19 protein-coding genes are annotated in these 21,971 nt (G+C 74.1%); 4 read left to right on the top strand and 15 right to left on the bottom strand.

The annotated features are described in order from the left end of the window. The first annotated feature begins 185 nt into the window (after positions 1 to 185). Positions 186 to 746 (top strand): flavin reductase family protein, encoded by a 561-nt coding sequence (locus MRBLMI1_RS11635; protein ID WP_367732957.1) that lies wholly within the window; start codon positions 186 to 188, stop codon positions 744 to 746. Here the strand turns inward: MRBLMI1_RS11635 and MRBLMI1_RS11630 are convergent. The 12 genes from MRBLMI1_RS11630 to MRBLMI1_RS11575 form a co-directional block, all read right to left on the bottom strand. Next, a complete protein-coding gene (locus tag MRBLMI1_RS11630; RefSeq protein ID WP_367732955.1) occupies positions 721 to 1,557 on the bottom strand; it encodes a hypothetical protein in 837 nt (278 codons plus the stop codon). The two genes, MRBLMI1_RS11635 and MRBLMI1_RS11630, sit on opposite strands and share 26 nt — an antisense overlap. Continuing rightward, complete coding sequence (locus MRBLMI1_RS11625) at positions 1,554 to 2,783, bottom strand: CaiB/BaiF CoA transferase family protein (protein WP_367732953.1); 1,230 nt, start codon at positions 2,781 to 2,783, stop codon at positions 1,554 to 1,556. The genes MRBLMI1_RS11630 and MRBLMI1_RS11625 overlap by 4 nt, the downstream gene beginning before the upstream one ends. Next, positions 2,780 to 4,036: a hydroxymethylglutaryl-CoA lyase gene (locus tag MRBLMI1_RS11620; protein ID WP_367732951.1), complete on the bottom strand. Its 1,257-nt coding sequence runs from the start codon at positions 4,034 to 4,036 to the stop codon at positions 2,780 to 2,782. The genes MRBLMI1_RS11625 and MRBLMI1_RS11620 overlap by 4 nt, the downstream gene beginning before the upstream one ends. Continuing rightward, positions 4,033 to 5,313, bottom strand: coding sequence for a hydroxymethylglutaryl-CoA reductase, degradative (locus MRBLMI1_RS11615; protein WP_367732949.1), 1,281 nt, complete (start codon positions 5,311 to 5,313; stop codon positions 4,033 to 4,035). The genes MRBLMI1_RS11620 and MRBLMI1_RS11615 overlap by 4 nt, the downstream gene beginning before the upstream one ends. Before the next feature lie 118 nt (positions 5,314 to 5,431). Further along, on the bottom strand, positions 5,432 to 7,324 hold the full coding sequence (locus tag MRBLMI1_RS11610; RefSeq protein WP_367732947.1) for a helix-turn-helix domain-containing protein: 1,893 nt from the start codon (positions 7,322 to 7,324) through the stop codon (positions 5,432 to 5,434). 106 nt (positions 7,325 to 7,430) lie between these two features. Continuing rightward, complete coding sequence (locus MRBLMI1_RS11605) at positions 7,431 to 8,201, bottom strand: ABC transporter ATP-binding protein (RefSeq protein ID WP_367732945.1); 771 nt, start codon at positions 8,199 to 8,201, stop codon at positions 7,431 to 7,433. Then, a complete protein-coding gene (locus MRBLMI1_RS11600) occupies positions 8,198 to 9,961 on the bottom strand; it encodes a dipeptide/oligopeptide/nickel ABC transporter permease/ATP-binding protein (RefSeq protein WP_367732943.1) in 1,764 nt (587 codons plus the stop codon). The genes MRBLMI1_RS11605 and MRBLMI1_RS11600 overlap by 4 nt, the downstream gene beginning before the upstream one ends. Positions 9,962 to 9,964: 3 nt before the next feature. Further along, positions 9,965 to 10,306 (bottom strand): ABC transporter permease subunit, encoded by a 342-nt coding sequence (locus tag MRBLMI1_RS11595; RefSeq protein ID WP_367733684.1) that lies wholly within the window; start codon positions 10,304 to 10,306, stop codon positions 9,965 to 9,967. Continuing rightward, on the bottom strand, positions 10,276 to 11,007 hold the full coding sequence (locus tag MRBLMI1_RS11590) for an ABC transporter permease (RefSeq protein ID WP_367732941.1): 732 nt from the start codon (positions 11,005 to 11,007) through the stop codon (positions 10,276 to 10,278). The genes MRBLMI1_RS11595 and MRBLMI1_RS11590 overlap by 31 nt, the downstream gene beginning before the upstream one ends. Position 11,008: 1 nt before the next feature. Further along, positions 11,009 to 12,598, bottom strand: coding sequence for an ABC transporter substrate-binding protein (locus MRBLMI1_RS11585; protein WP_367732939.1), 1,590 nt, complete (start codon positions 12,596 to 12,598; stop codon positions 11,009 to 11,011). Between the two features lie 82 nt (positions 12,599 to 12,680). Continuing rightward, on the bottom strand, positions 12,681 to 14,261 hold the full coding sequence (locus MRBLMI1_RS11580) for a hydantoinase/oxoprolinase N-terminal domain-containing protein (RefSeq protein ID WP_367732937.1): 1,581 nt from the start codon (positions 14,259 to 14,261) through the stop codon (positions 12,681 to 12,683). Next, complete coding sequence (locus tag MRBLMI1_RS11575) at positions 14,258 to 15,370, bottom strand: DUF917 domain-containing protein (RefSeq protein ID WP_367732935.1); 1,113 nt, start codon at positions 15,368 to 15,370, stop codon at positions 14,258 to 14,260. The genes MRBLMI1_RS11580 and MRBLMI1_RS11575 overlap by 4 nt, the downstream gene beginning before the upstream one ends. 73 nt (positions 15,371 to 15,443) lie before the next feature. Between MRBLMI1_RS11575 and MRBLMI1_RS11570 the strand changes: the two genes are divergently transcribed. From MRBLMI1_RS11570 to MRBLMI1_RS11560, 3 genes are all read left to right on the top strand, one after another. After that, the gene (locus tag MRBLMI1_RS11570) at positions 15,444 to 16,928 is read left to right on the top strand and encodes a PucR family transcriptional regulator (protein ID WP_367732933.1); all 1,485 of its coding nucleotides are present in this window, start codon (positions 15,444 to 15,446) and stop codon (positions 16,926 to 16,928) included. 131 nt (positions 16,929 to 17,059) lie between these two features. After that, complete coding sequence (locus MRBLMI1_RS11565; protein WP_367732930.1) at positions 17,060 to 17,686, top strand: MSMEG_1061 family FMN-dependent PPOX-type flavoprotein; 627 nt, start codon at positions 17,060 to 17,062, stop codon at positions 17,684 to 17,686. Continuing rightward, on the top strand, positions 17,687 to 18,634 hold the full coding sequence (locus MRBLMI1_RS11560; RefSeq protein ID WP_367732927.1) for a PDR/VanB family oxidoreductase: 948 nt from the start codon (positions 17,687 to 17,689) through the stop codon (positions 18,632 to 18,634). It begins immediately after the preceding gene. 97 nt (positions 18,635 to 18,731) lie between these two features. Here the strand turns inward: MRBLMI1_RS11560 and MRBLMI1_RS11555 are convergent, their stop codons facing one another. The 3 genes from MRBLMI1_RS11555 to MRBLMI1_RS11545 are packed head-to-tail and all read right to left on the bottom strand — an operon-like array spanning position 18,732 to position 21,924. Then, a complete protein-coding gene (locus tag MRBLMI1_RS11555) occupies positions 18,732 to 20,198 on the bottom strand; it encodes an amidohydrolase (RefSeq protein WP_367732925.1) in 1,467 nt (488 codons plus the stop codon). Next, on the bottom strand, positions 20,195 to 21,223 hold the full coding sequence (locus MRBLMI1_RS11550; protein ID WP_367732923.1) for an ornithine cyclodeaminase: 1,029 nt from the start codon (positions 21,221 to 21,223) through the stop codon (positions 20,195 to 20,197). The genes MRBLMI1_RS11555 and MRBLMI1_RS11550 overlap by 4 nt, the downstream gene beginning before the upstream one ends. Next, positions 21,220 to 21,924 (bottom strand): FMN-binding negative transcriptional regulator, encoded by a 705-nt coding sequence (locus MRBLMI1_RS11545; protein WP_367732921.1) that lies wholly within the window; start codon positions 21,922 to 21,924, stop codon positions 21,220 to 21,222. The genes MRBLMI1_RS11550 and MRBLMI1_RS11545 overlap by 4 nt, the downstream gene beginning before the upstream one ends. Positions 21,925 to 21,971: the final 47 nt, after the last annotated feature.

The following is a 21,971-nucleotide window of genomic DNA, read 5'->3' as shown; positions in this document are numbered from 1 at the left end:
TCCCGGGTCCGTTCCTCGTTCTCTGCATGCGTTCCCTCCCGCCGATAAACGCTCGCTGCACCGAGAAACGCCGGGTGCGCGCGTTCCTCGGTGCACGGAGCGTTTATCGCCAGGGGGGACCCGCGCGTGTCGGAGTGTTTCGTCCCGGGGAGCCGCGGCCGCCGACAGCGCGTACCGTCGTAGACATGACCTCGCTACCGCACGCGCACGACGAGAGCACTCCCGCCATCGGCACCACGGTGTCCGCGGACGACTTCAAGCGTGCGTTCCGCGGACACCCCGGCGGTGTCGCCGTCATCACCGCCTACGGCGAGAACGGGCCCGTCGCGCTGACCGCCTCGTCGGTGTCGTCAGTGAGCGCCGACCCGCCGCTGCTCATCTTCTCGGTCTCCGCGATCTCGTCGGCGACGCCCACGATCATCGCCGCCGACACGATCGTCGTGCACCTGCTCGACGCCGAGGACATCTCCCTCGCCCGCGCCGGCGCGACGAGCGGCATCGACCGTTTCGCCGACGCCGACGCCTGGTCCCGCCTGCCCACGGGCGAGCCGGTCTACCACGGGGTGCGGGCGTGGCTGCGCTGCCGGATCGTCAGCCGGATGGATGCCGGCGGCTCGACGGTCATCGCCGCCCAGGCCCTGCAGGTCGACGTCGAACGCGACCTCGAGCCGGGCGCACCGGGCGACGCGCTGGTCTACCACAACCGCACCTGGCACCGCCTCAGCGAGCACTCCCGCCTGGACTGACGGCGGGCGCGGCGTCGATCTCCGCCGTCGCGAGCACCACGTCGCCCGGACCGAGGGCGACGACCCGCGTCGCGTCGGCGTCGCCGCACAGCCGCAGGGTCGTGTCCACGAACGCGGGTGCCGTCATCCGCACGCGCAGCGCACGCACGCGTCGGTCGGGGGTCCGCCGCCACGCGGCGTCGACCATCAGCAGCCGCAGCAGCGGGCCGTGCACGAGCAGGTCGTCGAGTCCCTCGACCTCCTGCGCCCACCGCCGGTCGTAGTGCACGAGGTGGGTGTTGAACGTCAGCGCGGAGAAGCGGAAGAGCTGCCGCGCGTCGAGATGGACCTCCTCTACCCAGGCGGCCTCCGCCGCCGCGAGCGGGTCGGTGAGCGGCGGCCGGCCGGGACCGGCGGCCTGCTCCAGGAAGACGTCGTGCCACACCGACCGCACCCGCACCTCCCCGTCGACGACGAACTCGCGCTCGATGTCGGCGAAGACCAGGCGACCGCTCGCCCCGGTCTTCTCCTGGATGCGGCCGGCCCGCGCCGTCTGCGTCACCCGGTCGCCGACGTGGAGCGCGGCCGCGAAGACGGTGTCCTCGCCGGCGTACATGCGACGGGGCAGGTCGGTCTCGGGGAGGATGCCGTCGCGGGCGGGCGTGCCGTCGGGCCGGAGGTCGTTCAGGGGCGCGGCGAAGGGGAAGAACACCGCCTCCCACCCGGGCGGCAGCGGGTCGCCGTCGGCCAGGACCGCGTCGCGCGGGGCGAAGGTGCCGCGGTAGGCCTCGGGGCGGGCGGCATCCAGGGTCTCCATCCGGGTCGTGCTCATACGACCGCGCCCGATTCCCGGAGCTCTGCGATGCGCTCGTCGTCGTACCCCGCGATGCCGGTGAGGACCGCCGTGGAGTGCTCGCCCAGCCGGTTGGCGACGCGGCCGGGGTCCGCCGGGGTGGCGCTGAGCTTGATGGGCTGACCGAACATGCGCAGGATGCCGAGGGGGCCGTAGTCGGCGTCGACGATCATGTCGCGCTCGGCGGTGCCCGGGTCGTCGACGACCTCGCCGATCGTCTTGATCGCCGTGAGCGGGATGACATCGCCGGCGAGGGCCTCCAGCTCGGCCTTCGTCCGGTCCGCGAGCCACCCCGCGACGACGGGCTTGACCCGGCGGGCGTACACGTCGGGCTCGAAGCGCTTGCGCATCGTGTCGATTTCGGGGTCGTCCGCGACCTCGGGCGTGCCGAAGAGCGCGCAGCTGGCCCGCCACAGCTTGTCGGTGTACGCGCCGAAGAACACCTGGCCGTCGGCGCAGTCGAACAGCTCGTACGGGCGCACCCAGGCGTGCTCGTTGCCCGAGGGCGTCGCCTCCACGCCGCGCACCGTGTAGTCGACGACGGCCGTCTCGGTGAGGGCCAGGACGCTGTCGACCTGCGCGACGTCGACGAGCTGCCCCTCCCCCGTCCGCTCGGCGTGGCGGAGGGCGGCGAGGGCGCCGACCACGGCGAACAGCGTGGCGGACAGGTCGCCGATGGTCACGCCGACCCGCACCGGCTCCTGGCCGGGGTAGCCGTTCATCGACCACATGCCGCCCGCGGCCTGCGCGGTGTTGTCGAAGGCCGGGCGGCGGCTGCGCGACCCGGTCTGGCCGTAACCCGACACGGCGACGTAGACCAGACGCGGATTGACCGCGCGCAGCACGTCGTAGCCGACGCCGAGCTTGTCCATGGTCCCGGGGCGGAAGTTCTCGACCAGCACATCGGCGCGGCGCACGAGATCGATCAGGGTCGCGGTCCCGCCGGGGGCGGTGAGGTCGAGGCCCACGCCGAGCTTGCCGCGGTTGTACTGCGCGTAATAGGCGCTGAACTCGTCGTCGCCGTCGGTGAGGTACGGCGGGAAGCCGCGCGACACGTCCGGGTCGCGCGGGTTCTCGACCTTGATCACCGTCGCGCCCAGGTCCGCCAGCATCTGCGCGGCGTACGGTCCGGCGAGCACGCGGGACAGGTCGAGCACGAGCACCCCCGCGAGCGCTCCGGTGGTCGGTCCGAGGGGCGTGCTCATGCGGAAGTCTCCTTCGTCGGGGTTGCGGGCGAAGCCCCGTCGGAGCGCTGACTTGTCGCAGATGTACGCGCGAGAGCCCTCGCGGCGTACATCTGCGACACGTCATCGTCTTCCCATGGGGCATCCTCGGAGCGCTGACTGGGCGCAGATGTACGCGCAGGAGCCCCCGCGGCGTGCATTTGCGACACGTCATCGTCTTCCACTGGGGCATCCTCGGAGCGCTGACTGGGCGCATGTGTACGCGCAGGAGCCCCCGCGGCGTGCATTTGCGACAAGTCACGGCTTTCCCGCGGGGCAGCGGCGGCGGCGGGGCGGGTGAGGGCGGCGGCGACACGGGAGGCGTGGGGCCGGCCGCGCCTCTCCGCGAGCCACGCGCTCGTGCGGGCGAGGGCGACGACGTCGAGACCGGTGCGGATGCCGAGGCCCTCGAGCATCCACACGAGATCCTCGGTCGCGAGGTTGCCGGTGGCGCCCGGGGCGTAGGGGCAGCGGCCGAGCCCGCCGACGGACGCGTCGAACTCCGTCACCCCGGCGCGGAGTCCGGCGAGCACGTTCGCGAGGGCCTGGCCGTATGTGTCGTGCAGGTGCAGGGCGAGCGCCGTGCGGGGCACGCCGGCGGCGGCGACCGCGTCGATGACGGCATCCACGTGCCCGGCGGTCGCGACGCCGATGGTGTCGCCGAGGGCCACCGTTCGGCATCCCGCGTCGTGCAGCGCCGCGGCGGCGGCGCGGACCGCGGCGATGTCGACGTCGCCCTCCCACGGGTCGCCGAAGGCCATGGAGACGTAGCCGCGCACGGCCAGCCCCGCCGCGACGGCCTCCGTGGCCACCGCGCGGGCGCGCTCGATCGCCCCGTCCCGGTCGGTGTTGAGGTTGGCCCGGGCGAACGACTCGGTCGCGCTGACGACCACCGACACCTCGCGGAACCCCGCGCCGACCGCGTCGTCGAGTCCGCGGCGGTTGGGCACGAGGGCGACGGCGCGAGCGCCGGGCGGGGGAGCGAGGGATGCCGCCACGCTCGACGCGTCCGCCAGCTGCGGCACCCACGACGGGGGCACGAAGCTCGTGACCTCCAGCGCGCGGACCCCGGCGGCGTAGAGCCGGGCGCACAGCTCCGCCTTGACGGCCGTGGGGACGACGTCGGTCTCGGCCTGGAGGCCGTCGCGCGGACCGACCTCGAAGACGGTGACCTCGGCCGGCATCCCTTCCCTCGGGACGACCACGGGACGGGACCGCGGCGCGGGAGCGCTCATCGCGGCACCCGGGCGGCGCGGACCTCGGCGAGCACGTCGCGGGCGTGCTCCACGCGGATGCGGCCGTCCGCGACGATGCGCGCCGCGACCTCGCCGATCTCGTCGACGGCGGCGCCCGCGCTGGCCGCGATCGTGCGGGCGTGCAGGGTCATGTGCCCTCGCTGGATGCCCTCGGCGGCGAGCGCCCGGCACGCGGCGAGGTTCTGGGCGAGGCCGACGGCGGCGATCGTCGCGGCGAGCTCCCGCGCGGTGGTCACGCCGAGCAGGCGGACCGCGGCCTGCGCGGCCGGGTGCGCACGTGTCGCGCCGCCGACGAGACCGACCGCGAGGGGCACCTCGATGGTGCCGACGATGTCGCCGGCGGCATCCCTCTCGAATCGGGAGAGCGCACGATAGAGCCCGGAGCGGGCGGCGTGGGAGTGGCAGCCGGCCTCGACGGCGCGCGTGTCGTTGCCGGTGGCGAGCACGACGGCGGTGATGCCGTTCATGATGCCCTTGTTGTGGGTCGCCGCGCGGTACGGGTCCGCCTCGGCGAAGGCGCTGGCCGCCTCGATGTCGGCGGCGACCTGCGCGCCGCCGAGGAGGTCCGCGGGGAAGACCGCCCGCGCGCGGGTCAGGCGCAGGTCGGCCTTGTTCGTGAGGATCCGCAGCAGCGTGCGGGCCCGCGCGATCTCGGCGACGCGCGGGGCGATCGCCTCCGCCATGGTGTTGACCGCGTTGGCGCCCATGGCATCCCGGACGTCGACGTGCAGGTGCAGGACGACCTGGGTGCCGGTCCGCGTGGGGAGCGTGCGGACGGAGACGTCCCGCGCCCCGCCGCCGAACGAGACGAGCACCGGGTCCTGGGCGTCGGCGAGGGCGAGCAGTTCGTCGCGCGCCTCGAGGAGACGCAGGCGCGTCCCCTCGGGGTCCACGGCATCCAGGATCTGGATCTGCGCGATCATCACGTCGCCGGTGGACGAGGTCGAGAATCCCCCCGTCGTGCGGGCGATGCGCGCCGCGTTGGAGGCCGCGGCGACGACGGACGGCTCCTCTGTCGCCATGGGCACGATGCGGTCCACGGCGTCGACAGTGAAGTTGGTGGCCGCCCCGACGGGTACGCCGATCATGCCGATGACGTTCTCGACCATGTGGTCGGCCCGGGCGACGGTGAGACCGTCCTGGGGGTCGAGCGCGGCGAGGTCGTCGGGGTCCACTCCCGCGGCGTCGGCGACGAGGCGGCGCCGATCCCGGGGGGCGTGGTCGCGGAGTCCGGGCAGGCGGCTGGTGGTCGACACGGGGGCTCCTCCTCGAGCGGGGCGCCGCGCGCGTCGCGGCCACGACTCGAGGCTAGGAAGGGCGCGGGCCGACGGACACGGACGCAGAGCACACCGGATGCCGCCGGCGATGTGCCGGTCACCCATCGCGCTGTCCCGCGAGCCGGTCCCGCAGCTCGTCGAGGCGCACCGCCGTGGACAGCCGGAAGAAGCGCTCGTCCTCCCGCCAGCCGTCCTCCAGCAGACGGTCCAGCTTCTCGAGCCGCTGCAGGATCGTGTTGGTGTGGAAGGTGAGCGCTCGGGCCGTGCGCGTGGGGCTGGCGCCGTTCCGCACGAACGCGCGCAGCGTCGTCAGCAGGTCGCTGCCGCGCTCCGCGTCGTGGCGGCGGACCGCGCCGAGGGCTCCGTCGAGGAACGCGGAGAGGGCTCGCCGGTCCGACGTCAGCGTGGCCGCGTAGGGCGCCAGGTCGTCGGCGGGCACGAGCGTGTCGGTCAGGTCCAGCGCGCGGGCCAGGCCCGCGGCCGCACGGACGTCCGCGGTCGCCCGGACGGGGTCGCGGTCGGCGCCGCCGGTGGTCACGGCCAGCACCGGGACGTCGAGGGCGGCGCGGACACGACGGCGCACGGCCGCGTCCGACGGCGCGTCGTGGAGGGCGAGCACGAGGCCGTCGAGCTCGGCGACCAGCGCCCCCTCCCCCAGCTCGCGGGCGATCACGCGCGCGGCCTCCGCCCGTCCGAGGCGATCGACGTCGAACGCGGTGGCCGCGCGCAGACGGCCGAGGTCGACACCGGACCTCCGCAGGGCGTCCGCGACATCGGCGCGCCGCGCCGGGGCCGCGGTCACGAGCTCGACGAGCAGGTCCGCCCGCCGGCGATGATCCGCGGCGGCCACCGCCTCCTCCGACAGCGCCAGCAGGGCCGTCACCTGACCGGCACGCTCGATCGTGCGCAGGTCCACGTCGTCGAGCTCGCGTGCGGACGCCCCCACGACGATGGCGCCGAACGAGCGCGGACCGGCCGCGACGGCGGTGACGAGGGCGGCATCCGGGGTCCACACCGCCCGCCCGTCGGCCCTGCTCCGCACGACGGCCGCCCGGACGGCGGGGCCGGCGGTGTCGGGCGGCCGGTCGCCCTCGCTCGCACGGACGGCGCCGTCGGCGTCGATGATGACGACCGGGGCCTCGAGCCCCGCCGCGAGCGTCCGCGCCACCGGGGCCAGACCGCCCCCGGCCAGGACGGCGTCCACGAGCTCGCGGTGGACGCGATTGGCCCGGTCGCGGGCGGCGACGTGCGCGGTCAGCGCGGCCGCCGCGGCGCGGGCGCGCTCCGCCTGGAGCTCGGCGTCGGCGAGGGCCGCGGCGGTCTGCAGCACGACCGACGCGTGGTCGGCCAGCGCCGCGAGGAGCGCGATGTCGTCGGGGGTGAAGGTGCGCTCGCGGCGCATCGCCACGAACAGCACGCCCAGCACGCGGACCTCCGAGAGCAGGGGCACGCCGAGCATCGACACGATCCCCTCGGCGGCCACCGCGGCGTCGATGCCGGACGTGTGCCGGTCCGCCGCGACGCTGTCGTACCGGCGCACCGCGCGGGGCAGACGGGACTCGGCGATGGCGCTGACGAGACCGCGCCCACGGGGAACGACGAGGTCGCGGAGCGCCCCGGAGACGACCCCGCGGGTCTGACGCACCCGCAGCGTGCCGTCGCCGTCGTCGAACTCCGACAAGTACGCCACGTCGGCGGCGAGGAGCTCCTGCGCGCGTTCGACCAGCCGCTCCAGCACGGCGTCGGCGTCGCGGACGGCGGCCAGCTCACGGGCGCTGGCGAAGAGCGCCGCCAGCTCCCCCGCGCGTCGGCGGAGCGCGGCGGTGTCATCGGGCCGGCGGAGCGCGGCGGTGTCGTCGGGCCGGCGGAGCGCGGCGGTGTCGTCGGGCCGGCGGAGCGCGGCGGTGTCGTCGGGCCGGCGGAGCGCGGCGGTGTCGTCCCCGCCCGCGGGCGACGCGTCACCGGGCGGCGGGGACGCGGCCGTACTCACGTCCGTGCGACCGCGCCGGCCACGACGGCGGCGCCGCACACCGCGGCCATGAGGACCGCGACGGTCGTGTCGTTCACGGCATCCCTCCCCCGCCCGTCCCGGCGGCTCATCCGTCCGCCATCCGGACGCCGAGGACGGGCACGGCGTCGAGGAGGTCCCGCGTGTACTGCGCCGCGGGGGCGTCGAGCAGCTGCTCCGTCGGTCCGGACTCGACGATGCGGCCGTGACGCATCACCGCGATCTCGTCGCTGACGTAGCGGACGACGGCGAGGTTGTGCGAGATGAAGAGCATCGACAGGCCCAGCCGCTCCTGCAGCTCCCGCAGCAGGTTGAGGACCGCGCCCTGCACCGACACGTCGAGCGCGCTGGTGACCTCGTCGGCGATGAGGACGGACGGCTCCCCCGCCAGCGCCCGGGCGATCGTGATGCGCTGCCGCTGGCCGCCGGAGAACGCCGCCGGCAGCTCCCCCGCCCGGTCGGGATCGAGGTGGACGAGGTCGAGCAGCTCCCGCACCCGTGCGACGCGGGCGTCCCGCGACCAGGACCGGCCCGTGGCCCGCAGCGCCTCCGCGATGGAGTCGCCGATGCTCATCCGCGGGTCCAGCGCCGAGAACGGGTCCTGGAACACCAGCTGCAGGCTCCGGCGGGCGCCGCGCGCCGCCGCGCCGCGCCCCGAGGCGGGGATCCCGCCGACGCGGATCTCGCCGCCGGCGAGCGGGACGAGACCCACCGCGGCGGCCGCGATGGTGCTCTTGCCGGAGCCGGACTCGCCGACCAGGCCGAGGGTCCGTCCCGCCGGCACCGCGAGCGAGACGTCGTCGACGACGGTGGTCCGGCCGTAGCGGACGGACAGGCGGTCGATCTCGAGGGCGTTCACACCCCCACCTCCTCGGCGAGCGCGGACGCGGCCAGCTCCGGCGGGATGACCGGAAGCGGCCGGGTGCGGTCGGACGTCATGTCGGGCAGGCACGCCACGAGCGCCCGCGAGTACGGGTGCGTCGCGTCCTCGCGGATGCGCTGGGCGTCGAGCTCCTCCACGACGACCCCGTCCTTCATCACGAGGACGCGGTCGCAGAACGCCGACACGAGCGCGATGTCGTGCGAGATGAAGACGATCGCCGCGCCCGTCTCGCGCTGAGCGGTGCGCAGGACCCCCATCACCTGACGCTGCACGGTCACGTCCAGAGCGGTGGTCGGCTCGTCCGCGATGATCAGCTGCGGGCGGCCGGTGAGGGCCTGCCCGATCATGGCGCGCTGGCGCATGCCGCCGCTGAACTGGTGCGGGTACTGCGACAGCCGGCGACGCGCGTCCGGGATGCCCACGGATTCCAGGGCCAGGGCGGCGTGCTCGCGCGCCTCCGACCGCGACAGGCGCAGGTGCACCTCGGGCACCTCGGTCAATTGCCGGCCGATCGTGAGGGCGGGGTTGAGCGAGGTCAGCGGGTCCTGGAAGACCATCCCGAGCTCGACGCCCAGGACGGAGCGGTCGGCGGCCGTGAGGGGCCGCGTCATGTCGATGCCGTGGAAGGTGTGCGCCGTCGTCGTGATGCGGGCGTCGGCGCCGAGCAGCCCGGCGAGCGCCATCGCGGTGAGCGACTTGCCGGACCCCGACTCGCCCACGATGCCCACGACCTCGCCGGGGGCGATGCGCACGCTGACGCCGCGGACGCGCTCGACCTCGCCGCCGTCCGCGGTGCCGAACGCGACGCGCAGGTCGGCGACCTCCGCGATCGGCGCGTCCGCGGCGATCGGGGCGCGGTGCGCCGGGGACGCCGCGGGCCGGAGGGGGGCGACGGCGCCCACGGCCCGGCGTCCCACGGCCCGGAGTCCGTTCCCGCCGCCGGCGAGCGCCTCGCTGACGAAGGTGAAGACCAGGCCGGCGAGGACGACGGCGATCCCGGGGCCGATGGCCGCGAGCGGGTTGACGTAGATGCGGGTGATGCCGTCCTGCAGCAGCCGGCCCCAGTCGTATTCGGGCGCCTGCACGCCGAGGCCGAGGAACGAGAGCCCGGCGAACGACAGCAGGGTCACGCTCGCGGTGGCGGCGGCGTTGACGAAGAGCGGGTTGGCGATGTTCGGCAGGATGTGCCGGACCAGGATGCCGAACGGCCCGACGCCCACGACGCGGGCGGCGCGGACGTAGTCGCGGCCGGACACGGAGGAGGCGAGGTTGTAGACGAGACGGGCCATGAAGGGGATGCCGGAGATCCCGATCGCGAACATCGCGCTCATCGCGCTGGCGCCCCAGATGACGGTGAAGAACAGCACCATGAGCAGCCACGGGAAGGCGAGGAGGATGTCGAGCAGGCCGGTCGCGAGACGCCGGACGTGCCGGGGCAGGATGACCGCGACGAGACCGTACGCGATGCCGCCGACGGTGGAGACGAGCGTCGCCCCGAGGGTCAGCAGCAGCGAGACGCGGGCGGCGACGAGGACGCGGGCGAAGATGTCGCGACCGAGGTCGTCGGTGCCGAACGGGTGCGCTGCGCTGGGCGCGAGCAGCCGCTCGGGGACGTTCGACGTCTCGGCCGCGCCGACGACGAGCACCGGTCCGAGCAGGGCGACGAAGAGGAACAGCGCGGTGCCCGCGAACGCGGCGATGCCGGCGGGCGAGAGCAGACGGGAGCGCAGGGTCATGGCTCAGCCCTCCGTGATCGAGGACCGCGGGTCGACGGTCACGAGGATGAGGTCGACGATGAGGTTCACGCCGAGGATGATGAGCGCGTAGACGACGACGAGCCCCTGGACGATGGGGTAGTCCTTGGCGCCGACGGCCGGCACCATCACCCCGCCCATCCCGGGGATGGCGAACACCGTCTCGATGAGCACGGTTCCCGCGACCATGCCGCTGAGCAGCAGGCCGCTGACGGTCAGCGAGGCCGTGATGATGTTGGGCAGCGCGTGCCGCAGGTAGATGAGGCGCCCGGGCAGGCGCTTCGCGCGGGCGGTCGTCATGTAGGTGGCCCCGAGGACCCCCGACATCTCGACCTGCACGATGCGGGCCAGATAGGCCATGGGGCCGAGCGCCAAGGCGAGCAGGGGAGGACGGCATCCCTCGGGTCCCCCCACCCCGCCGCGGGCAGCCACTGCAGCTGCACGGCGAAGAGGGCGATGAGCCCCACCGCGAGGAGGAAGCCGGGCACGGCGATGAGCATGCCGAGGATGCCGGAGATCGCGGCGTCCGCGACGCGGCGTCCGGGACGCTGCAGCGCGACGGCGGCGCCGATCCCGAGCGGGACCGCGGCGAGGAGGGCGACGAGGAAGCTGACGACGCCGAGCGTCACCGTGGCCGGGAAGCGCTGCGCGATCGTCTCGGACACCGGGCGGCCGGTGCGGATCGAGTCGCCGAAGTCGCCGCGCAGCAGGCCGGCGATGTAGTCGAAGAACTGGGCGGGCAGGGGCTGGTCCAGCCCCAGCTCGGCCCGTGTCGCGGCCACGAGCTCGGGCGAGGCCTGGATACCGAGCGCCGCCCGCACCGGGTCGCCCGGGACGAGGTGGATGAGGAAGAAGGATGCCACGACCACCACGGCCAGCGAGACGAGCAGGCGCCCGAGCCGGCGGAGGAGGAACGCGGTCCGGGGCGACAGGGACGGGCCGCGGCCGCGCCCCTCCGCCCGCACCGCGAGGGCTGCGGTCGGAGCACCGGCCAGGTCGGCGGTGGCGGGCGGAGGGGTCGCGGTCATGTCAGCCCAGCATCCGGATCGAGGTGGGGTTGAGGAAGTTCGGCTGCTCGAACACGGCGCCGGACTGGTAGTTCGGCAGGATGTTGTCGATCACCGGGAACGTGTCGAAGCGGTCGATGAGCTCCCGCTCGGCCTGCTGCCACAGCCCGCACGCCTCGTCGGGCGCGGCGGTCTTGGCCTCGGTGGCGAGGGCGTTGTACTCGGGGTTGTCGACGAACATGAAGTTCAGACCGCCCTCGTCGGGGGTGGCCCCGCCAAAGAACAGGTCGAGCACGACGGGGCTGCCCGGCGCGATCTGCACCCAGCCGGTGTCCCAGTCGAAGCTCGTGTAGAGCTGGTCCGACCAGGCGGCGGCGTCGTTGGCCGACAGCTCGGTGACGACACCGAGCTCGTCCCACGTCTCCTTCACCAGCTCGGCGGCCGGGGCGTGCGAGGCGGTGGGCGCGTCGTAGATGAACTTCACCTCGAGCGGCCGGCCGTCCTTCTCGCGGATGCCGTCGGAGTTCAGGGTCCACCCGGCCTCGTCCAGCAGCTCGGCGGCGCGGTCGACGTCGGTGTCCGGGAGGGTCCATCCGGGCGGGTCCTGCACGCAGAGCAGGGGCGTCTTCATCACGAGCCCGGACGACGGCAGGCCCGTCGCGCCGGCGATGACGGGGCCGACCTCGTCGCGGTCGATCGCGATGGACAGCGCCTCACGCACGAGCGGGTCGGAGAACGGGCGGCCCTCCTTCTCGTTGAAGAGGATCTGGCCGACGGGGTTGCGCACGCCCGCGTACTCCAGGCCGGCGCCTTCGAGGCGGTCCTGGTCCGGGCCGGTGACGACGCCGGAGTTCAGCTCGCCCGACAGCAGCAGGTTGGTGACCGTGCTCTGATCCGAGACGATGCGCGCCTCGATCGTGTCGGGCAGGCCCTCGGTGTCGCTCGTGACGTCGTACGGGCCCCACGTGTACCCGTCGCGCTTGGTGAAGACGTAGGCGTCGCCGGCGCGCGCCTCGCTGAGCTGGAACATGCCGGTGCCGTTCGTGGCGTCCGACAGCGACGGGATGTCGGCGAGGCCCGCGTCGCAGACCATCATGATCGAGCCGAGGTTCGTGGAGAGGAACGGGTCGTTGACCGTGCTGGTCACGGTGACCACGTTCCCCTCGGCGGTCGCGGAGACCGCCTCGGTGATGACCGTGCCGTACGAGAAGGTCGCGTTGGCGGGGTCGGCGTTGTAGTTGAGGTTGTCGGCGACCGTCTGGCCGGTGAACTCCGAACCGTCGGCGCAGGTGATCCCGTCCTTGAGCGTGAAGGTGGCCGACGTCCCCTCGTCGGTCCAGCTCTCGGCGAGCCAGGGCTCGTACTCCCCGTCGGGGGTGACGTAGATGAGCGACTCGTACGCGATCGTGACGACGTCGAAGGTGTCGGGCGACACGGCCTTCATCGGGTCGAGGTCGCCCGGGTCGTCGCTGATCGCCTTGACGAAGGTGCCGCCGGAGACGTACTCGCCGGAGGCGTCGCCGCCGCCGCCGTCGGATCCCGCGCAGGACGCCAGTGTCAGCGCGAGGAGGGTGGCCCCGGCCGCGGCCGGGACGATGCTGCTGCGTTTCATTGCCTTGCTCCTTTTCTCGGGTGAAGCGTGGTGCTGCCGGTGGTGCGGTGCTGCGGGTGGTGCTTCGGGTGTGGTGCGGGTGTCACCGCGCCGGGAGGGGCGCTGCCAGGTGACTCAGGGGCCCCGCCGCCTTGACGGAGACCTTGATGGTGGGACGCGCGGTGTACGACAGCGACGTCTCGAGGACGTCGACGATCTCGACGGCGAGGGGGTCCGCGCCCGCCTGGATGGCCTTGGCGATCGCCGCCTCGGACGCGGCCGCGATCGCGGCGTCGCGGTCCTCGGCGTCGGAGATCTGATCCGCGCGGCCGCCCGCGAGCGAGATGGCCGCACCGACGGCGTTGGCCACCTCCGCGCGGTCCGGCCGCAGGACGGGGCCGGCCCCCGGCAGGTCGTCGGGGACGAGCATCGCCCCGCCGCCGACGACGACGAGCGGCAGGTCGACGCGGCCGAGCGAGAGCCGCTCCACCGCCTCCTCGATCCGCTCGTGCGCCCGGGCGAGCCCCGCGGCGAGCGCGTCGCGCCGACCGGCGGTGAGCGGGGGCAGCGACCGACCGGCGATGCCGTACCCGGCCGCGGCCGCGGCGTCGGTGAGCGTCGGGGTCGACCCGCCGAACAGGAGGGCCTCCTGTGCGATGCGGTAGCCGACCGACCGCGGGCCGACCGCCCCGGTGCGCGGGTCGATGACGGTGCCGCCGCCGATCCCGAGGCTCAGGATGTCCGGCATCCGGAAGTTCGTCCGCACCCCGCCGATGTCGCGCGGGAGCGTGGACTCGCGGGGGAAGCCGTCGACGAGGACGCCGAGGTCGCTCGTCGTGCCGCCGACGTCGACGACGATCGCGTTCGCGGCACCGGACAGGAAGGCCGCCCCGCGAATGGAGTTCGCGGGGCCCGACCCGATGGTGAGCACGGGGTACCGCACGGCGTAGTCGAGCGACATGAGGGTGCCGTCGTTCTGCGCGAAGAAGGTGGCGACATCGAGCCCCTTCTCGGCGACGACATCCACGAGGGCGCGGGTGACATCGGATGCCACCCCGCGCAGCGCCGCGTTCAGCACGGTCGCGTTCTCGCGCTCCAGCAGGCCGTCCGGGCCGATCTCCTGACTGAGGAAGACGGGGGTCGCGGTGCCGAGGTGGTCGTGGACGAGCTGCTCGACCTCGCGCTCCTGCTCGGGCGAGGAGGGGCTGAAGATGCCGCACACGGCGACGCTGTCGAACGCGCCGCCGAGTCCGTCGAGGAAGCGCCGGATGCCGTCGCGGTCCAGCGGCGAGATGGGGGTGCCGTCGACCATGTGGCCGCCGCCCAGCATCGCCGCTCCGGCCAGGACGCGCTCCGACAGGTCCGCAGGCCAGCCGGTCAGCGGCGGCCACTCGGTCGCGGCCGGGGCGCCCAGGCGCACGAGTGCGACCCGGTCCAGCCCGCGCCGGGCCACGATGGCGTTGGTCGCGTGCGTCGTCCCGAGCATGACGCGCGACACCCGGTCGCGGTCCTCGCCCAGCTGGTCGAGGACGGCGCCGATCCCGGCCCGGATGCCGCCGATGACGTCCTCCGTCGTGGGCTGCTTCGTGAACGCGATGACGGAGCCGGTGGCATCCACGACGACCGCATCGGTGTTCGTGCCGCCGACGTCGACGCCGATGGACAGGTCGCGAACGGCGCTCATCGCGCGTCCTTCCGCTCGAAGGGGACGTAGGGCAGGTCGTAGCCGAAGGCGCGCGGGCCGGCGAGCTCGAGGCCGCGCTCGGTGCGCCACAGGGGGTCGCACGCCCAGGCCAGGACCGAGACGCGCTGGCCGTAGCGGAGCATCTCGGTCGAGATGGCGTGCCCCGTCTCGAGGTCGACGACCGTGATGAGGTCGGGCACGGTCGCCAGGACCTCCCCGTCCTCGAGGACGACGAGGTTCTCGTTGCGCAGCTCGACCCGCTGGAGGCGCCCGCGGTCGTCGCCGATCCCGGCGATCGTGATCGACCCGCGGACGAAGCCGCCCTCGGTGCGCCGGGAGACGTCGACGACCTTGCCCGAGATGAGGACGTCCGCGTCGAGCTCGGCCGCGATGGCGGGGACGGGGTCCGAGGCCTCGAGGAGGGCCCGCCCGACCCGGATGGCCGTGCTGACGGTGCCCGGGATGACCGCGCCGCGGGCGGTCTGCGCGGTGAGCAGGTAGTGGGCGCCGAGGCAGATGCCGCCGGCGGCGACGGTGACCGCGCGAGCGTGGCGCTCCAGCCAGCCGAGGTCGACCGTGCGGAGCGTGACGACGTTGCCGACGACGTCGCTCAGCACGGCGAACGCGCACGGGACCCCCGCGACGTTCGTGGAGATCATGGTCGCCTCGGGGAACGCGCGGCCCATGCCGTCGGCGTCCAGCAGGGCGACGCCCAGGCGGGCGGCCCACCCGGCGGGCGAGACGCCGTTGCTGCCGCCGATCTCCGCGGGCATGATCGCGGTGATCCGGCGTCCGGCGACGCGCTCGGCCTCGCGCAGCAGCGTCTCGACCTGGTCCGTCGAGGCGAGCATCTCGATGCCCACCGTCGGGGCGCCGATCCCGCTCATCATGATGACGGCGTCGTCGGGACCCAGGTCGTCCAGCGACAGCAGCCGGACCGGGCCGTGCTCGCGGATCGCCCGCTCGGTGATCTGCTGCGACGTGTAGACGGCCCCGCCGCCGCCCGTGCCGAAGATGGCGGCGCCGGCGGCGAGGGCCGCGATGTCGTCCGCCGTGACGTGCGCGGCCGTGCGCGCCGAGGGCGACGAGGTGAGGGACGGGGATGCCATGACACGACCCTAAGCACCCCGTCAGCGAGCGACAATGTGCCCGCGCGACAGGGAATCGGCGTAGATTGTGCGCGTGGCACAACTCACCACCACCGACCTCCTCGCGCAGGCCGAGCGCCTCGGCGTCGCGCTCGCCGCGGGTCCCACCGGCGGCACGACGATCGAGCGCGTGGACGTGACCAGCCTGGCCGAGCTGCCGTCGCTGCCCGCGGGCACGCTGGCCGTCGTGGCCGGCGACGAGCCGCCCGCCCCCTATCTCGTGGACGTCGCCGTCCGGCAGGCCAGCGCGCGCGGACTCGCCGGCATCGTCATGCCCGCGGGGTTCGCCCCGACCGAGACCGCCGCGGCCCTCGCTCTCCGCGGCGGGGTGCCGGTGCTCGTCTCGCTCTCCGCGCGCGCCCCCGACCTGGCGGTCACGATCGACCGGGTCATCAGCGGCGGGGCCGCGGAGTCGATGACCCGCGCGGCCTTCGCGGTCAAGAAGGCGACCGAGGCCGCCGCGGCCGGGGCGGGCGACGCCGTCGCGGCCATCCTCGACGCGGCCGGTACCGCCCTCGGCATCCGCGTGGGCCTGCAGGAGGACCTCGCCACCTCGTGGACCGATGCGGACGCGGTGTTCGTGGGCGAGGTCCCGATCGGCCGGCTCGTCGCCGAGACCGGCGACCCCGCCGCGACCGTCGCCCTGCCGGTCGTGGCCTCGCTGGTCTCGCGGGCGATGCAGCGGCAGCTGCAGGACCGCTTCGCACCCAACCAGTCCCGTGCGGACCTCATCGTCGAGCTGATCCTCGCCGAGTCCGGTCGCGTGGACGGCTTCGTCGCCCCGGCCGCGCGCCTCGGCCTGCCGCTGCAGCTGTCGCACGCGGTGGCCTGGCTCCGCCCGCAGCACCGCTCCGACCCGGGCCTGCGCGCCCCGCGCTTCGTCGAGGCCGCGCTCGAACTGCACACGCTGCAGCTCATCGAGGACCGCCCGGAGCTCTGGCACATCGCGTTCCTGCAGGACGACGTCATCCTCGTCAGCAGCGAGGACCACGGCGCCGGCGACCATCAGCGCCGCCTCCGCGACGTCGTCACGCAGATCCAGGCGCAGGCGCGGCGCATCGCCGGCGACGACTGGACCTACACCGTCGGCCTCGGCACGCCGCAGACGGGGGCGGCCGGTCTCCGCCAGTCCGCCGCCGAGGCCCGGATCGCGGCCGACTCGGCGATCGCGGCGGGACGACTGGATGCCATCGAGCTGACCGACGTGACGGGCCTCCGCCGCCTGCTGCTGGACTTCTACGCCTCGCCGGTGAGCCGCAACCTGCTCGACGACATCCTGCATCCGCTCGACGCGCTCGGCCCCGAGCGCTCGACGACGGCCGTGCGGACGCTGCTGTCGTACCTCGGCAACCGCAACTCGCTCGCGCAGGCCGGACGCGAGCTGAACCTGCACCCGAACGCGGTGGGCTACCGCATCCGCCGGGTCCGGGAGCAGCTCGACGTCGACCTCGACGACCCCGACACGCGGTTCGCCGTCGAGCTGGCCTGCCGCGTCCGCCTCCTCGGCGCGGGGCGCTGAGCTGGCGGCATCCCGCGCCCCCTCGTCGCTGCGCGCGCGAGGAACACCTGTGCGGGGAGCACAGATCGCACCCGTGATCCTGTGCCGGGACGACGAAGCGCGGACCGGAGGGCCGGGATAGCGTGGAGGCCATGCTCTCCACCGGTTTCCGCGCGCTCGGGATCGAGGAGATCCGCGGCGTGCTGGGCGAGCCCGAGGGGCCGTCCCTGCAGAAGATCACCGATCACCTCGACGAGAACTGCCTGCGCTTCCTCGCCCACTCCCCCTTCGCCACGCTGGCCACCGCGGACCGCGACGGCACGTGCGACTGCTCGCCGCGCGGCGACTACCCCGGCTTCGTGCGGGCGATCGACGACCGCACCGTGGTGATCCCCGACCGGCTCGGGAACAAGATCGCCGACTCGATGCGCAACATCGTCGACAACGGCCACGCCGCGCTGCTGTGCTTCGTGCCCGGGATGACCGAGACGCTGCGCATCAACGGCACCGCGATCGTCACCGACGACCCGACCCTGCTGCGCGCGCTCGAGCAGGACCACACCGTGCCCGACCTGGCCATCGTCCTCCGCATCGAGCAGGTGTATCTCCACTGCGGGCGGGCGCTGCTGCGCGGCGGGCTGTGGGATGCCGAGATGCAGGACCTCGCGACGCAGGTGCCGACGTCCGGGCAGATCTGGGCGAGCACCTCCGGGTGGGACCCGGAGGTCGGCGACGTCATCGACGAGGCGATGTCCGGCGCGTACCGGGCGCTGTACTGAGTGCGCACCCGCACCGGACTCCTGCCCCTCGTCGTCCGCGAGATCACGCGGGAGACGCCCGACATCCTCAGCATCCGCCTCGCGCATCCCGACGGCTCGCCGCTGCCCGCGTGGCAGCCCGGCGCCCACGTCGACCTCCAGCTGATCACCCGCCACGAGCGGCAGTACTCGCTGTGCGGCGACCCCGCCGACACGACGTCGTACCGCATCGCCGTCCGCCGCGAGCAGCTCTCCCGCGGCGGCTCGCACTACATCCACACCTTCCTCCGGACGGGGAGCACCGTGTGGGTCCGGCCGCCCCGCAACCTCTTCGCCCTCGGCGACGCCCCGGCCCACCTGCTCCTCGCGGCCGGGATCGGCGTGACCCCGATCCTGGCGATGGCGCGACACCTGGCATCCACCGGGGGCGACTGGCGCATGATCGTCGCGGCGAGGACGCGGGCGGACGTGGCCTTCGCCGACGAGATCGCCGCCCTCGGCGACCGGGCACGAGTGCACGTCAGCGGGGAGGACGGACGGCTCGACCTCGCCGCCGTCCTCGCCGGGATCGCCCCGGGCACCGGCGTCTACGCGTGCGGACCCGCGGCCTTCACCGACGCGCTGCTCGCCCTCGCTCCGACGCTGCCGGAAGGGTCCGGCATCCATCTGGAGCGTTTCGAGCCGCGCCGGCGCGCGTTCGGGCCGACCGAGGCGTTCACCGCCACCGCCGCCCGCTCCGGCGTGACGGTGGAGGTGCCGGCCGAGCGGTCGCTGCGGGAGACGCTGCAGGGCGCCGGGGTGCCCGTGGAGGGGTCGTGCCTGCGCGGGGTGTGCGGCTCGTGCGCCGTGCCCGTCCTGGACGGCGCCGTGGAGCACCGCGACTCGCTGACGACGGACGAGGACTCGCGCGTGATCTACACGTGCGTCTCGCGCGCCGCGCCCGGCTCCGCCCTCGTGCTCGACGTCTGACCTGCCGTCAGTAAACGCTCCGCGCGGGGGGGAAACGCCGTGCCACGGCGTTTCCCCCGCGCGAGAGCGTTCACTGCCGCCCAAGGGGCCGCGGGGCTCACAGCGCGCGGTGCGTGAACCGCCCGCCGAGCAGCGTGGCCGCGACCGGCATGCCGCGCAGGGCGTCCCGGTCGCAGGCGTACGGGTCGCGGTCCAGGACGACGACGTCCGCCGCCTCCCCCACGGCCAGCCGCCCCCGACTGCTCGCCGCCAGCGCGACGTCGAGCGGGAGCCGCTGCTCGGGATGCCACGCCTCCCGGTCCCCGCGACTGCGCGCGGTCGCCGCCGCGATGGCGTGCCACGGGTCCAGCGGGGCGACGGGCGCGTCCGAGCCCAGCCGCAGCGCGGCGCCCGAGCGGTGCAGGGAGCCGAAGGCGAACGCGCGCGCGGTGCGCCCGGCCCAGTGCAGGTCGGCGATGTCGCGGTCGTCCATCGCGTGCTCGGGCTGCACGCTGGCGATGAGCCCGGCGGGCGCGAAGCGGCGGAAGTCCTCGTCGCGCACGAGCTGCGCGTGCTCGATGATCCCCGGCATCCCGAGCTCCTCGAACACCTCGATGACCTCGGTGTTGGCGCGGTCTCCGATCGCGTGGACGGCCGGAAGGATGCCGCCCTCCTTCGCGCGCGTCAGCAGTCGGCGCAGCTCGTCGACGGGGACGCTCTGCACGCCGCAGCCGTGCTCGGCGTGCCCGTCGGCGCTCGGGTACGGGTCCCAGCACCACGCCGTGCGCGTGTTGAGCGAGCCGTCCACGACGACCTTGAGCCGCCCCATCGTCACGAGCCCGTCCGGGTCCAGCGGAGCGCCCGTCCGCAGGCCCGCGGTGATGGCCTCCTCGAGCCGGTCGGGCCACACCGACGCGTCGACCCGCAGCGCGCGCACGCCCGCGGCGACCCGCTCGGGCCACTCGCGGAAGTTCGGCACGTTCTCGTAGTCGACGATGCCGACGATCCCCCGCCGGGCCGCGGCGTCCGCCACGTCCGTGTATGCCTCCAGGGGAATGGATGCCGCCTTCTGGAAGCGCTGCAGGGAGCCGATCCAGTCGGACTCCGACACCACGCCGCTCGCATCGGGCCGCAGGCCGAACCGCTCGGCGCCGCGCGTGTTCATCCACCCCGCGTGCAGGTCGCCGCTGACGAGGACGACGGGGTCGTCCGGGAACGCCTCGTCGAGCGCGCGGAGCGAGGTCGGCGTGGACCACAGCCCGTCGCGGTAGCCGTACCCGACGACGACGCCGTCCGTCCGCGGCGCCCCCGCGGCGATCGCCCGGCGCACGGCATCCACCGCCTCCTCCGGGCTGTTCGTCCCGCTGACGTCGACGCGGCGGCTCGCGATGACCCACTGCGTGAAGTGCACGTGCGCGTCCCACAGTCCCGGGCCGACGAAGCGCCCGTCGAGGTCGACGACCTCGCCCTCCGACGGCTGCGTGCCGGCCGGCGCGATCGCGGCGATGATCCCGTCGCGGACGAGGACGTCGAGGGGCTCGCCGCCGCCGTACGGCCGTCCCCCGCGCAGCGTGAGGGCGCTCATGCGACGGGCACCGGGGCGCCGACCATGCCGAAGAGGTCCTTCGGGTCGTCGGGGGCGGCCACGAGGTCGATCTCCTGGGCGAGATCGGTGCCCGCGACGCTGTCGCGGAGGAATCGCAGCGCCGAGAAGTCCTCGAGCGCGAAGCCGACCGAGTCGAACACCGTCACCTGGTCGGACGACGTACGGCCGGGCAGACGGCCCGTGAGCACCTCCCAGAACTCCGTCACCGGGAAGTCCGGCGCGACCCGCTGGATCTCCCCCTCGATGCGGGTCTGCGGCGTGTACTCGACGAACACCGGCCCGCGCGACAGGATCGCGGGGTCCAGCTCGGTCTTGCCCGGGCAGTCGCCGCCGATGGCGTTGATGTGCATCCCGGATGCCACGTGCGCGTCCGCCAGCACCGTCGCGGCCATCTTGTCCGCGGTGCACGTGGTCACCACGTCGGCCCCGCGGGCGGCCTCGGCGGCGGAGTCGCACACGACGACGTCGAAGCCCAGGGGGACGAGGTTGCGGACGAGCTTCGCCGTCGCGGCCGGGTCCACGTCGTAGACGCGCAGCCGGTCGATCCCGAGGACGCCGCGGAACGCGAGGGCCTGGAACTCCGCTTGACTGCCCGCGCCGATCATCGCCATCACGCGGGAGTCGGGCCGCGCGAGCGCCCGGGCGACCATCGCGGAGGTGGCGGCGGTGCGCAGCGCGGTCAGCAGCGTCATCTCGGACAGGAACACGGGATAGCCGTTGTGCACGTCGGCGAGCACGCCGAAGGCGGTCACCGTCTGGTACCCGCGCCCCGGGTTGAACGGGTGCCCGTTCACGTACTTGAACGCGTACGTGTCGGGGTCGCTGATCGGCATGAGCTCGATTACCCCGAACGGCGTGTGGCTGGCCATCCGCTCGACCTTGTCGAACGCCGGCCAGCGCCGGTAGTCCACCTCGAGGTAGGCGACCATGTCGGTCATCAGCCGCTCGGCCCCGTGCGTCGCCACCCATCGGACCATGGCGTCCACGCCCACGAATCCCGTCATCGTCGTTCCTCTCTGTCGTCGCCGGCATCCGCCCGGTCGGCCGGGGCCGGAGGGAGGGATGCCGTCGGGTCGGCCGGGGCGCGACGGACGGCATCCATCCGGTCGGCCAGCGCCGGGTTCTCGTACGGTCCGGGCGCGCGCAGCGCCGCGATCACGCGGTCGACCACCTCGTCCGGCTTGTCCTGGCTGAGCTTCTGCTTCGCCTCGAACCGCGTCACGCGGAGCCGGAAGCCGACCGTGCCGTGCACGATCCGCTCGGCGTACGCGGTGTTCTCGAGGGTGCGGTGCATCAGGAAGGGGTTCGGCAGCGGCGCCTCGAAGTGCGTCACCAGCCGATCGAGCACCGCGAGGTTCTCGTCGTCGCCGAGGATCTCGGGGGTTCCGTGGAGGTGCGCGACGACGAAGTTCCACGTCGGCACGGCCGGCGACACGTCGTACCAGCTCGGCGAGATGTACCCGCTCGGCCCGGACACGACGATCATCGCCTCGTGCCGTCCGAGCTCGTGCAGCGCCTCATCCGGCCGGCCCACGTGGCTCACGAGCGAGAGACCGTCGGCGTCGTCCTCGACGAGGACCGGATAGTGGGATGCCACGAGGCCCCGGCCCGGGACATGACTGACCAGCGTGGCCCAGGGGTTCTCGCGGACGAGGGCGCGCACGGCATCCCGGTCGTCCATCGCGTAGTCGGGGGCGTGTCTCATCCGCGTGCTCCGCCCGTGGTCGCGGCGCCGGACAGTCGGCTCGTCAC

Origin of the sequence: Microbacterium sp. LMI1-1-1.1, assembly GCF_040815675.1 — a bacterium.
Lineage (GTDB): Bacteria > Actinomycetota > Actinomycetes > Actinomycetales > Microbacteriaceae > Microbacterium.
This window is presented reverse-complemented; position numbering and strand designations above follow the sequence as displayed.

Coding starts and splice junctions, on each gene's coding strand:
- MRBLMI1_RS11600 (WP_367732943.1), bottom strand. CDS start 9,961: ATGACCCTGCGCTCCCGTCTGCTCTCGCCCGCCGGCATCGCCGCGTTC.
- MRBLMI1_RS11550 (WP_367732923.1), bottom strand. CDS start 21,223: ATGACGGGATTCGTGGGCGTGGACGCCATGGTCCGATGGGTGGCGACG.
- MRBLMI1_RS11575 (WP_367732935.1), bottom strand. CDS start 15,370: ATGGCATCCCCGTCCCTCACCTCGTCGCCCTCGGCGCGCACGGCCGCG.
- MRBLMI1_RS11565 (WP_367732930.1), top strand. CDS start 17,060: ATGCTCTCCACCGGTTTCCGCGCGCTCGGGATCGAGGAGATCCGCGGC.
- MRBLMI1_RS11595 (WP_367733684.1), bottom strand. CDS start 10,306: ATGTCGGGGGTCCTCGGGGCCACCTACATGACGACCGCCCGCGCGAAG.
- MRBLMI1_RS11630 (WP_367732955.1), bottom strand. CDS start 1,557: ATGAGCACGACCCGGATGGAGACCCTGGATGCCGCCCGCCCCGAGGCC.
- MRBLMI1_RS11580 (WP_367732937.1), bottom strand. CDS start 14,261: ATGAGCGCCGTTCGCGACCTGTCCATCGGCGTCGACGTCGGCGGCACG.
- MRBLMI1_RS11625 (WP_367732953.1), bottom strand. CDS start 2,783: ATGAGCACGCCCCTCGGACCGACCACCGGAGCGCTCGCGGGGGTGCTC.
- MRBLMI1_RS11585 (WP_367732939.1), bottom strand. CDS start 12,598: ATGAAACGCAGCAGCATCGTCCCGGCCGCGGCCGGGGCCACCCTCCTC.
- MRBLMI1_RS11620 (WP_367732951.1), bottom strand. CDS start 4,036: ATGAGCGCTCCCGCGCCGCGGTCCCGTCCCGTGGTCGTCCCGAGGGAA.
- MRBLMI1_RS11555 (WP_367732925.1), bottom strand. CDS start 20,198: ATGAGCGCCCTCACGCTGCGCGGGGGACGGCCGTACGGCGGCGGCGAG.
- MRBLMI1_RS11590 (WP_367732941.1), bottom strand. CDS start 11,007: ATGACCGCGACCCCTCCGCCCGCCACCGCCGACCTGGCCGGTGCTCCG.
- MRBLMI1_RS11635 (WP_367732957.1), top strand. CDS start 186: ATGACCTCGCTACCGCACGCGCACGACGAGAGCACTCCCGCCATCGGC.
- MRBLMI1_RS11545 (WP_367732921.1), bottom strand. CDS start 21,924: ATGAGACACGCCCCCGACTACGCGATGGACGACCGGGATGCCGTGCGC.